The 11,772-nt window shown below is 40.9% G+C and carries 10 protein-coding genes and 1 pseudogene; 5 read left to right on the forward strand and 6 right to left on the reverse strand.

Features of this window, described 5'->3' with window-relative positions; all coding sequences use genetic code 11:
• Positions 1-400 precede the first annotated feature (400 nt).
• The gene (locus IQ226_RS22760; protein ID WP_193899190.1) at positions 401-877 is read left to right on the forward strand and encodes a proprotein convertase P-domain-containing protein; all 477 of its coding nucleotides are present in this window, start codon (positions 401-403) and stop codon (positions 875-877) included.
• A 94-nt stretch (positions 878-971) separates the two neighbouring features.
• Here IQ226_RS22760 and IQ226_RS22765 read toward each other — a convergent pair whose 3' ends face one another.
• The 4 genes from IQ226_RS22765 to IQ226_RS22780 all read right to left on the reverse strand — a co-directional run bounded on the left by IQ226_RS22765 (position 972) and on the right by IQ226_RS22780 (position 5,584).
• Entirely contained in the window at positions 972-2,696 is a 1,725-nt protein-coding gene (locus IQ226_RS22765) for a diflavin flavoprotein (protein ID WP_193899192.1), read from the reverse strand.
• Between the two features lie 221 nt (positions 2,697-2,917).
• On the reverse strand, positions 2,918-3,460 hold the full coding sequence (locus tag IQ226_RS22770; protein ID WP_193899194.1) for an ATP-binding protein: 543 nt from the start codon (positions 3,458-3,460) through the stop codon (positions 2,918-2,920).
• 119 nt (positions 3,461-3,579) lie between these two features.
• Entirely contained in the window at positions 3,580-4,077 is a 498-nt protein-coding gene (locus tag IQ226_RS22775; RefSeq protein WP_193899196.1) for a hypothetical protein, read from the reverse strand.
• Positions 4,067-5,584: a GNAT family N-acetyltransferase gene (locus tag IQ226_RS22780; protein ID WP_193899198.1), complete on the reverse strand. Its 1,518-nt coding sequence runs from the start codon at positions 5,582-5,584 to the stop codon at positions 4,067-4,069. Before IQ226_RS22780 ends, IQ226_RS22775 begins: the two co-directional genes overlap by 11 nt.
• A 166-nt stretch (positions 5,585-5,750) precedes the next feature.
• Here IQ226_RS22780 and IQ226_RS22785 point away from each other — a divergent pair, with 166 nt between their 5' ends.
• Both IQ226_RS22785 and fabG read left to right on the forward strand, forming a co-directional pair.
• Positions 5,751-6,542 carry a pantothenate kinase gene (locus IQ226_RS22785; RefSeq protein ID WP_193899200.1) on the forward strand — a complete coding sequence of 264 codons (792 nt, stop codon included), beginning with the start codon at positions 5,751-5,753 and terminating at the stop codon, positions 6,540-6,542.
• 79 nt (positions 6,543-6,621) lie between these two features.
• Positions 6,622-7,362: a 3-oxoacyl-[acyl-carrier-protein] reductase gene (gene fabG / locus IQ226_RS22790; protein WP_193899202.1), complete on the forward strand. Its 741-nt coding sequence runs from the start codon at positions 6,622-6,624 to the stop codon at positions 7,360-7,362.
• 73 nt (positions 7,363-7,435) lie between these two features.
• Here fabG and IQ226_RS22795 read toward each other — a convergent pair whose 3' ends face one another.
• Positions 7,436-8,515, reverse strand: a complete 1,080-nt coding sequence (locus IQ226_RS22795; RefSeq protein WP_193899204.1) for an MraY family glycosyltransferase — start codon at positions 8,513-8,515, stop codon at positions 7,436-7,438.
• 162 nt (positions 8,516-8,677) lie between these two features.
• Between IQ226_RS22795 and groL the strand changes: the two genes are divergently transcribed.
• Both groL and IQ226_RS22805 read left to right on the forward strand, forming a co-directional pair.
• The gene (groL, locus tag IQ226_RS22800) at positions 8,678-10,387 is read left to right on the forward strand and encodes a chaperonin GroEL (protein WP_193899206.1); all 1,710 of its coding nucleotides are present in this window, start codon (positions 8,678-8,680) and stop codon (positions 10,385-10,387) included.
• 199 nt (positions 10,388-10,586) lie between these two features.
• Positions 10,587-11,009, forward strand: a pseudogene (locus tag IQ226_RS22805) (hypothetical protein); the annotation flags it as partial.
• Positions 11,010-11,120: 111 nt separating this feature from the next.
• Here the strand turns inward: IQ226_RS22805 and rimM are convergent.
• Positions 11,121-11,772, reverse strand: a 652-nt coding sequence (rimM, locus tag IQ226_RS22810) for a ribosome maturation factor RimM (protein ID WP_193899208.1), incomplete at its 5' end; no start/stop codon positions are given.

The raw sequence follows: 11,772 nt of genomic DNA on the forward strand, positions 1-11,772 counted from the left end.
CCACCCCCTAACCCCCTCCCCGCAAGCGAGGAGGGGGGACAAGAATTAAGCGGGGAAAGCGAGGAGGGGGGACAAGAATTAGGATTGGGTATGTGATAATTTTTCATATTTTGCTGTTTCTATTTGAGTGATTTTGAGCTATTCTACTACTAAGTACCGATTCGGTACACATAAGGAAATTAAAAACATAAGAAACAAAGGACATCATGATCAGCACTAATGTTCAAAAAATGGGGGGGTAGTTGCTTCCCTGGTAAGCATTCTAGCTCTTTCTAGTGCGGCAGAGGCGATTACTTTCACCAGTCCAACTGGTTCTTACAATATTCCAGATAACAATGCAACTGGGGTAACAGCATCAATCAATATCTCTGGTCAACCCAATATCAGTAGCTTTAACTCCGTGACCATTTCTGGGCTTACCCATACTTGGTATGGCGATTTGAGAGCTTTTCTTTCTAATGGCACAACCACAGTGCAACTGTTGCGTACACGGTGGTCTCCCGATAACGCAACATTTCCCACTGGCAGTGGTGCTGATTTGAATGGCAACTACACTTTCGCCACTACTGGGGCTAATTGGTACACTCAGGCTGCTCTAGTGCCATCTGCCACCACCTATGCTAGTTTTCAGCCATTGAGTGCTTTCAATGGTAGTTCCCTGAATGGCACTTGGACATTAAATGTCCAAGACAGACTACAAAGTGACACAGGCTCGTTTAGCAGTTTTTCAATTGATGCTACTCCTGTTCCTTTTGAGTCTAATGCCGCGCCAGCAGGTATGGCGATTGTCTTTGGTGCTTTGATGTTGCGGAGAAGGTTGCAGCAGCGCTCGGCTCAGAAGATGTTAGCAGAGTCGGTTGATTCTGGATTGATTTGAGCCAACAGTTGAATAAAATCAAAGATTTCTGAACATAACTCTACTTCCCTCCTGTCCCCCTCCTCGCTTGCGGGGAGGGGCTAGGGGTGGGGTTCTAATAATGATTCCCGACTTTCCGGTGGTGTACTGCTGTCATGGCATCGGGATTTGATACTCTACCGGCGTAAGCTGTACTGTATACTGCCCAATGATCACCACAATCCATGCGGCTGATGACTTCACATTCTATGTATGCTAGGGCATCTGTGAGGATGGGTGCGCCATTTTCAGCAGGTTGGGTTTTCACTCCTTGAAAACGATCTGCACCGGGGGCAAATCTCTTTAAGAAGTGTTTCATTAATGGTTGATAGTTGCCTTCTTCGAGTACGTTGAGAACGAAGCGATCGCCTACTTGCATCAGTGATTCTATGGCTCGATCTTTAGCGACTGCAATGGAAAAACCCAGAGGTTTGAAACTGGCTTGACTGACCCAGGAAGCTAACATGGCGCTGGATACGTCGTCTTTTTTAGCTGTGATAATATATAAACCGCCGCTAATTCGGCCTAAAGCTTTGTCTAAGTCAGCACCAAGGGATTTCATGGTTTTGATGCTTTTATCTCTTGTCACCCATTGTCCTAAGTCTGTCCCCGCTTCTTCACATTTTTTGTAAATGTTGGCTGTGGGTGTTTCCCGAATTTCAATGACGGGGAAAGCGATATTTAAGCCTAAAGCCCGGAATTTATTTAATATGGGATAGGTAGGTTCATCATCTCCTCCACCGGTTTCAAAAATGCCAATTGCTTGTTTTTCTTTGGCTGAACCTAAAACGGTGCTGAGTGCAGCTTGAATGTTAGAATTACCTGATGCTGGGGGCATTCCCACGACTAAACCTGTACAACGTCCTACTAATTCCCGCAGTTCTTGTAATTCGTTAACGCTGGCTAAATCTACTATTTCGACAGCGACACCGGTTTTTGTAATCCCGTTAGCGATAGATTGGGCGATGCGATCGCCAAAACCGTACTCGGAGACGTAAAATATCCCTACAGGGGTTTCTGCTTTGGTTTGTCCTTGACTCCAATGCCGATAGCGTCCTGTTAATTCTTCAACATTATGGTATAGTAGGGGTCCGTGTCCGGTGGCAATCATGCGAATTGTTTTCAATTCTGCCATGCGCTTCATTGCGGACAGAACGGAACGGGCATTTGGACCCATTAAACAATCGTAGTAATATTGAAAATCGGCTTCTATTGCTGCTAAATTGTCATCAAAGGTACTTTCTGAGCAGTAATGTAACCCAAAAGCGTCGCAGGTGTAGAGAATTTGGGTTTTGTGGTCGAAGGTGAAAATGGTATCAGGCCAGTGTAAATTCGGAGCAATGACAAATTCTAATTCATGGCCATTGCCTAAATCCAAGCGATCGCCATTTTTCACAATTTTACGCTTAAATGGTTGGTGTACCAAATCTTCTAAAAACTGAATTGCTACTTTTGACGCAACAACGGTTATATTCGGAGCGAGTTGTAACAAGTCTTTCACTAAACCGCTGTGATCTGGTTCAGTGTGACTCACAATTAAATAATCAATATCTTGGGGATTAATTAAACCCGTGAGAGTATCAAAATAAAGTTGGCGAAACTTTTCATGGGACGTATCAACCAGGGCGATTTTCTCACCCCGAATCAGAAAAGAGTTGTATGTCGTGCCATTTTGTAAACCAAATTCAATATCAAAGCGATCGCGGTCCCAATCTAAAGACCGAATTGCGGTAGTATCTTCACTAATCTCTACAGTATCTATAGTCAGACGCTTTTCTAGTTTCTCGGTAAGCAATACCATAACGCCCCTCTTTAATAAATTGAGTATTTATGCCTTGCTCTTATTGTGGCACAGGTTGAATATTAATTTTTATTAAAAAACCTATAGATAAGTTAAGAAAATTAAATTGGTAATTCCCCATTCTAAGTATAAGTAGGTAGGTGGAGGAAAATCAAAATATATTTCGTTTTGCGAAATGGCTAAAACTCAACGACAATAACTCATATAGATAACTTTACATATCATATTTTGGTGATCTCATCTTCAATAAAAGTATATATTTTATCCTCGCTGTCACTAGGATTACACATTATATAGGGAATATTTAATTTATCCTTGATATCATGAGCATAATCAATTTCTTGTTCTTGAAAAGAACGTAACAAAGATAAATCATGTTTAATACTATCTCTTGAGTTCAAACGAGTATATATATTTTCTGGTTTATCAACCAAAAGAATAATAGCTCTGGGACAAATGCCTTCATAGGTTGAGTATGGAATTTTGGTAATTTCATTATTCTTGTTTAATAGACAAAAATGCCCATCAAGTAAATACCAGGTTTCATTCTTAAAATATTTGTTTATTGCTGTTACTAGAAAGTCTTGATTTCCAGTAATATTCTCAACTTGTTTGTTCTGAAGATGTTCTTCTGCCTTTTCTTTGGCAATTAGATTGCTTGCTGAAAAATGTTCGATCTTATATCTTGATGCTATTTTTTTGCACAGCGTTGTTTTACCAACACCATGAACTCCACTAACGAAAATTATTTGACGTTTCATCATATTGTTTGGATTTTTTATAAGCTAACAGCAATAGAAAAATGATGAATTATGAAATAACTACTATTAGATTTTAATAGTTCCAATTACATTATCATTATAAAGTTCATTAACCTTATTTATTACAATGCAAATAGAGTCAATTGTTCACCTAGTCTACCTTGATTCATTAATTGATATCTTGCCTTATTAAGTGCATCCATCCATTCAGGTTGAATATACCAATTATTACGCCAGTTTATGGTCGCTTGTGGAGGAATAAAATTAGGACAAAGTTCGTTAATTTGCTGTAAAGCCATTGCCGGAAAAATAAAACTCTGATATATGAAAGTACCATAAGCAAGTTCACATTTTTCAAAATATTGATCATAGAAATCTTTTTCTACTCCTAAAATGTGGTGATACTTCCTCCACATCTGAGCCACAGGTAAGGATATAGTTTTATCAGCAATAAAACCTCCCTTTATAATAGAATCAGGTGTGGTTTCGTATAAAAGAACTAGATCACCTAATTCAATGCCAATCGAACGTTTTCGTAATTCGATTTTTTTACTACCGTCAATAATGCGTTCAGCATAAATTCTCTTAATGCTTAATGCTTTGATATATTTAGCCTGCATAAATACCTCCAAGTTCAACAGCTTTTTTATAACGTTCTAAAGGAAGGCTGTGCATTGTTTGTGGTGTTCCGTTGAGAACACCATTACTGAGTAAGTCATTTAGATAAACCACTTGACGGAGTGGCATAAGGAAATCAAACTCAACAGCCTGTTGTGCTTTTTGTTGACTACCAATTTCTTCCAAGGTGAGAACCCCCCTATTACCTAAATCATTGTAGAGTTTATTGGGCGTTCCAATATAGCGATTAACGATTCTGGCGATCGCCACAACACCAGATATAGGACTGCTGGCATAGAATAATATTAATGCTCCTCTCATGTCATCCTGGGTACAACGGCACTTACCATAATAGACTGTCTTGCCTTCTTGAAATATCTGAATCAAAAATTTAGGATAAATTGGTATAATATAAGCTGTTTGTGGAGTGTAAACTGATTCTGCGGGATAAGTTAAGTTAAGCCAAGAATGGAGAGAGAATTCATGAATAAGACTACCATTAGAAGCATTTAGTTGAACTATGGCATTGTTTAATTGGATTTTTTCAACCTTTTCTCTACCGGTAGGATTATAAGAAGTAGATATTATGGATGGAAATAGAATTTTGGCCTTATTTATTGCGTCTAAACTATTCTGATCAGGTTCATAAAAAAATAGTTTCGTTAAGAACCATTCGGGTTGATGAAATTCACGTTCATATATCTCCCGCCCTATACCTTCTACCCAAAAGCCATAACGTTCAAAGAATGGGACAAGTTCAACTTTAGCTGTTGTTACAAAGGCTCTTCTAATTCCTTCTAACTTCCATTGCTCAAAACAAGTTAATATTAGGTTTCTGCCTATCCCACTACGTCTATAATCCTCAGTAACAAAAAGAGTTGATAGTTTAGCTATTCCATTCCCTTTTGGTTTCCAAATAGCAACACCAATAGCCTCGCCATTTCTATAAGCTACATTAAAAACAGTCTCTGAACTGTTCATTGTTTTATTGAACCATTGAGGAAAGCCTGGATAAAGTTGAGATAGTTCATCATTAAGAACTTTCACTAAAGTTATCTCATTCTTGAACGCGCTACCGTTCAACCTTCTTACACCAAAGGCAGAAAGAATAGAACCAAATGAATCTCCTTTAACATCTGTTCGTCCCCCACCTAGTTCTGAAAAATCACCAATAATCAAAGCTAGATAAAGCATATCTAGGAAATTCTGGAATTCTTTTTGATTGGGAAATTTAAACCACTCAATCCCAGGTGCTTCAGAAATGTGATATCCTTTATCCTTCAATTGAGAATGAATTGTTGTTTCTACCCATTGACCTGGAACTCTAACTGCACCCAATAACTTAGGTTCTTCTGGATGTGACGTTTTAACTTGCGAACGTATGCGTTGCCATGCTAATTCTGTAGGATCAGTTTCAATACTCCCAGAAGTTCTGCCAATTTTTACTCGTGGCTCTTCCCGCAAATATGAAGGAAATGAATAAATGTAAAGGACTATCTGAGTTTCCATACCTTAAATCTAGAAAATATAACTGATTATAAATCTAAATAGGGTTTGCTGATAGCGTAGCGTGGTGTTAGCCATAAAAGTTGTCTGTGAGAGGGGGAACTCTTAACTGGGAACAGTTTCAGCTTTTTATTCAAAAACCTATAATTAAGTTAAAAAAATTAAACCTGTGAACAATCATTCCTCTATAGTCCTAATCATCGGTAATTCCCGCCTTCATTGGGCATTATTCATAGATAAAACCCTATACTCAACTGGGGATACATTTCATCTATCTGCATCTATTATCCAACAATTAGCTCAATATCCAACCTTAGATAATTGGTTGACAGCGATTTGTCTACCTAACAATCTTCCTATTATTCCAGATTATCCTATACCCCTGATTCTCGCTTCTGTCGTTCCTAGTCAAACCGCACTGTGGCAAAGTTACCCTCATTTGCGTCTGATTACTTTAGAAGATGTACCATTAGAGAGAATGTACCCCACATTAGGAATTGATAGGGCTTTAGCGGTATGGGGTGCGGGAAAACTATTGGGATTTCCCACATTAGTAATTGATGCTGGTACAGCATTGACTTTTACAGGTGCAGACAATCATCAATGCTTTGTTGGTGGGGCAATTTTGCCGGGTTTAGGGTTACAATTTGCTAGTTTGGGGCAAAAAACCGGACAATTACCATTATTAGAAGCCGATTTAATGACAACTTTACCATCACGTTTTGCCATGAATACATCAGATGCAATTCAAAGCGGAGTAATTTACACTTTATTAAGTGGGATAAAGGATTTTATTGAAGCTTGGTGGCGGTTATTTCCTGAAAGTCAGATTGTGATGACTGGTGGTGATAGTAATTTATTGAAAACCTATCTTCAGCAACAATTTCCAGATATAGGAAACCGAATAATTGTAGATAATAAATTGATATTTCAGGGAATTGGCAATATATTAATTACGTAAATTACTATTTGGGCAACCGTGAAGAATTACGCTGACATAGATAATTAGCGCGGTGTTTCCAGAAATTGAGGAAAATCAGATGGGTTTATTAAAAGATCAGGTGGCAATTGTCACAGGTGCATCACGGGGAATTGGTAGAGCGATCGCTATCCAACTAGCATCCCAAGGTGCAAAGGTAGTTGTTAACTACGCTAGTTCCAGCACCGCAGCAGATGAAGTAGTCGCAGAAATTACAGCAGCAGGAGGAGAAGCCATCGCTCTCCAAGCAGACGTTTCTCAAGAAAATCAAGTAGATACACTGATTAAAATCACCTTAGAAAAATTCCAGCGAGTGGATGTCTTAGTCAACAATGCAGGTATTACCCGTGACACCCTGCTATTAAGAATGAAATTAGAAGAATGGCAAGCAGTCATAGACCTTAACTTAACTGGGGTATTTTTATGTACGAAAGCTGTCAGTAAAATTATGCTCAAACAACGTTCTGGGCGGATTATTAACATTGCTTCCGTCGCGGGACAAATGGGCAACCCAGGACAAGCCAACTACAGCGCGGCCAAAGCCGGAGTAATTGGCTTTACCAAAACAGTAGCTAAAGAACTTTCTTCTCGTGGCATCACTGTCAATGCCGTTGCCCCTGGTTTTATTACCACTGACATGACCAGCGATATCAAAGCCGATGGCATCCTCCAATATATCCCCCTGGGGCGGTTTGGTAAACCAGAAGAAATTGCCGGCATGGTGCGCTTTTTAGCATCAGATCCCGCCGCAGCTTATATCACCGGACAAGTATTTAATGTTGATGGCGGTATGGTGATGTAGTTTGTCAGTTGTCAGTTGTCAGTTGTCCGTGCGTAGCACCTGTCCCCGTGGCGTAGCACCTGTTCCCTGTCACCTATTCACGGATTATTCTTTGCCCCAGGGTAAATCCTAACAGCAAAATAATACTGGCAGTAGTAGCCAGCATTACTGGTAAACTCATACCCTGAACTTTCATTGCCAGCAAATTACAACCTAAAGTAATTGACCAGAGGATAAAAGCTGCATTGCGTTGGGATAGTCCCCAAGCCAACAAGCGATGATGGATGTGGTCTTTACCTGGTGTACTCAGAGGGTTTTTTCCTGCCATAAGCCGGCGAACAAACACTTGAGTAGTGTCAATAACTGGCAACAGCAGAAATAAAACCGTCGGGATTAGGGCATAGATTGTATTTAATTGGAGTTTGCCTAAAATGCTGGTTGCTGCTAAAACATAACCAAAAAAGTATGCACCAGCATCACCCATAATGATGTGTGAGGGGTGAAAATTATGGCGTAAAAAGCCGAGCGCCGCCCCTCCCAAAGCTGCTAAAACCAAAGTAGCCGCAGCGCGATTATCAAACTGGGCAGACACGCCTAACAAACTGATGGCAGTGATAAAGCTGATGCCACCAGCCAAGCCATCCATCCCATCCATGAGGTTAACAGCATTAGTGATCCCTACCACCCACAGCACCGTTAACGCCATAGATAAGAGAGAATCAATGGGTGTACCAAAGGCAACTTGGATGCTAATCCCATTACCAACCAACAAAAGTGCTGTTGTTACCTGCGCCCATAACCGCACAGACGGAGGTAAGCCAAATTGGTCATCAATAAAGCCCACCAGAACTAAAATTGAACCACCGAGGAGAATCGTTAAGACCTGAGCTAAAACCCCTTGCAGTTCAATCGGCCGCAAGAGACTAGCTAAGACCAAAGCCGCAATGACACCCGCGTAGATTGCCAAACCTCCCGCATTAGGTAAAGGTTCTTGATTCAATCGTCGAGCGTTGGGTTGATCTGCCCAACCTACCTCTAAGGCAAATTTACGAATTGTGGGAATTAACCGCCAGGTGACAACCAAAGCTAATAGAAACGTAAATACTACAGCTAACCAGCCGGAGCCGCTAGGGTCAGCAATGCCAAGGGATTTAAGGGAGTTGGCTAAGTTCATCTGCTCCCAATATAATCATTAGTTTTATGGTCAAACATAAGTATCAACTGTTAGTATTAATCAATTTTGGCATTTTGATTGTTAATCTAAATTGGAGAAAGGGATTAGCACTCTTGGTCAGTGAGTGCTAAATTGTCTAATGGAAGCAATAGAAAATAAAACATGACTAAGATTATTGCATTTAATGAAGAATCACGGCGTGCTTTAGAAAAGGGTATTAACGCCCTGGCAGATGCAGTGAAAATCACTTTAGGTCCAAGAGGTCGTAACGTCCTATTAGAGAAAAAATTTGGTACTCCCCAAATTGTTAACGATGGTATCACTGTTGCTAAAGAAATTGAATTAGAAGATCCTCTAGAAAATACTGGCGCTAGACTAATTCAAGAAGTGGCATCAAAAACCAAGGATATAGCTGGTGATGGGACTACCACTGCCACAGTTCTAGCACAAGCCTTGATTAAGGAAGGGTTAAAAAATGTAGCTGCTGGGACAAATCCCATGAGCTTAAAACGGGGTATTGATAAAACCGTTGAGGCGCTGGTCAAGGAAATTGCCAATATCGCTAAACCTGTAGAAGGAAGTGCCATTTCTCAAGTTGCCACAGTTTCCGCTGGTAATGATGCAGAAGTTGGACAAATGATCGCCAGGGCGATGGAGAAAGTGACTAAAGACGGTGTGATCACCGTTGAAGAATCTAAATCCTTCACTACTGAACTAGAAGTGGTAGAAGGAATGCAGGTTGATAGAGGTTATATTTCTCCCTACTTCATCACCAACAACGAACGGATGACAGTAGAGTTTGAAAATGCTCGCATCCTGATTACCGATAAAAAAATCAGCAGCATTCAAGATTTAGTTCCCATCTTGGAAAAAGTTGCCCGTTCTGGTCAACCTTTATTAATTATTGCCGAGGATGTAGACGGTGATGCTTTAGCAACCTTGGTTGTAAATAAAGCCCGTGGTGTATTAGCGATCGCAGCCATTAAAGCCCCTGGTTTTGGCGAACGTCGCAAAGCTATGTTAGAAGACATTGCCATTCTCACCGATGGACAAATGATTTCTGAAGACATTGGCTTAAGCTTAGATACTGCCACTTTGGAAATGTTGGGAACTGCGGAAAAAATCCACATTGACAAGGAAAATACCACCATTGTGGCTGGTAATGCTGCTAAACCAGAAATCCAAATTCGGATTGAGCAAATTCGTAAACAGTTGGCTGCAACTGACTCCGACTATGATACCGAAAAACTGCAAGAACGCATTGCTAAGTTAGCTGGTGGGATTGCCGTAATTAAAGTCGGTGCCGCTACAGAAACCGAACTCAAGGACAAAACCTTGCGGATTGAAGACGCACTCAACGCTACCAAAGCCGCAGTAGAAGAAGGTATTGTTCCTGGTGGTGGTGCAACCTTAATTTATCTATCTACCAAGGTAGATGCTATTAAAAACAGCCTCACCCCCGAAGAAAGAATTGGTGCTGATATTGTTAAGAAAGCTTTAGAAGCACCCCTGCGGCAAATCTCAGAGAACGCTGGGGCCGAAGGTTCTGTCATTGTTGCCAGAGTTCGAGAAACTGATTTGAATATCGGTTATAACGCAGCTACAGGCGAATTTGAAGACTTAATAGCTGCTGGTATTATTGATCCTGCGAAAGTGGTTCGTTCCGCTTTACAAAATGCTTCTTCCATTGCCAGTATGGTTCTAACCACCGAAGCCATTATTGCCGAAAAACCTGAAAAACAATCCGCTGGGGCCCCTGATGGTGGCATGGGCGGCATGGGCGGCATGGGCGGCATGGGCGGCATGGGTGGTATGGGCGGTATGGGCGGTATGGGTGGTATGGGCGGCATGGGCGGCATGGGTATGTTCTAATTTGCCACTTTCCCAAATCCATAATTTATAAATAACCGAATAACCCACCCCTAAACTTAGTAAGGGTGGGTTTTTTTAACCGTTATAGCAGTATGCACTTGAATGAGATACAGTCAGCAAATCGTCAAGCCTGTAGGGGCGCAGGGCCTGCGCCCTCGATTATATTGCACCAAGCGTGATTACCGCTATATTAAGTACCTCAACAGTTTGTTGTTATCCGACAGGTATTCCTAGTGGTAAATTAGGTAAAGGTGTGGCAGATACTATTCACAGATTCGCAGAAATTAAAGGAGAAATGTTGTTAATATTTGGAACTTATGAACCAATGAATTTGACTACAGGGCGGTTACTAATGCCTGAATTAGAGTTAAGTTTAGGATTATGGCAAGGTTCATTTCGAGGTATTTCTAAATTGTGGTTAAGATGGTTTACTCTCGAAGGAGAATTAATTCCTGAACCGAGTGAAGAAGCTACTGCTGCGGTTGAAGAAGCTGCTGCTGCGACAAGACGAGCTATTATAGCTGAACAAGAAGCAACTGAAGCGAAAAGAAAAGCCGAAAAATTAGCAGAAAAGTTACGTCAATTAGGTATTAATCCTGATGAATCTGATGATGATTTATAGGCTAGAACACCGATTTAATAATCTGTAAAATGGGAATTTTTTGTAGGGACAGTGCTACCGTGACTGTCCCAAAACACTATCAAGGAAACTTACAGGTTTCATGAGATGTTTTTAATCATTCACTGACAACAAACCGGGGGGAGGAGTAATTTCAACTCGACGGGTTGCTAAATCAACAACAGGAACAATTTCCATCACAAAAGGAATTAAAACTGTTTTTTGTTCTTTATCAGTTTTAAATTCTTCATGGTTAGTGACAAAATCAGGATCAAATTTAACTTCTAATAAATCATGACCTGAAGGCAATATATCCACCACCGTTCCCACAAATTCCCCAGAAGATTGCATGAAGACTGGCAACCCTAGCAAATCTAACACATGAAATTCACCTTCTGCCAATTCTGGGCGATCGCTCACCGGCACAAAAAACCGACAATCACGCATATTTTCAGCTTGATGGCGATCGCTCACTCCCTTCAATTTAATCACATAGAGATTCTTATTCTCAAGATACCTTCCATGTAACAACTCCACCACTTCCAGTTCCGTTTCCCCTGGACGCAACAACCACCGTTTTCCCGGTTCTTCAAAGCGTTCAGGAAAATCAGTATTCGGATAAATCCGCAACTCCCCACTTAAACCTTGTGGTGCAACAACTTTGCCAATTTCCAACCAATCATCAAGGCTGGGGATTGGGGACTGGGGCCTAGGAGGGCGGGGAGATCCTGAATTAGGGCGGGGAGATCCTGAATTAGGGCGGGGA

Source organism: Dolichospermum sp. LEGE 00240 (assembly GCF_015207875.1).
Classification (GTDB): domain Bacteria; phylum Cyanobacteriota; class Cyanobacteriia; order Cyanobacteriales; family Nostocaceae; genus Dolichospermum; species Dolichospermum gracile.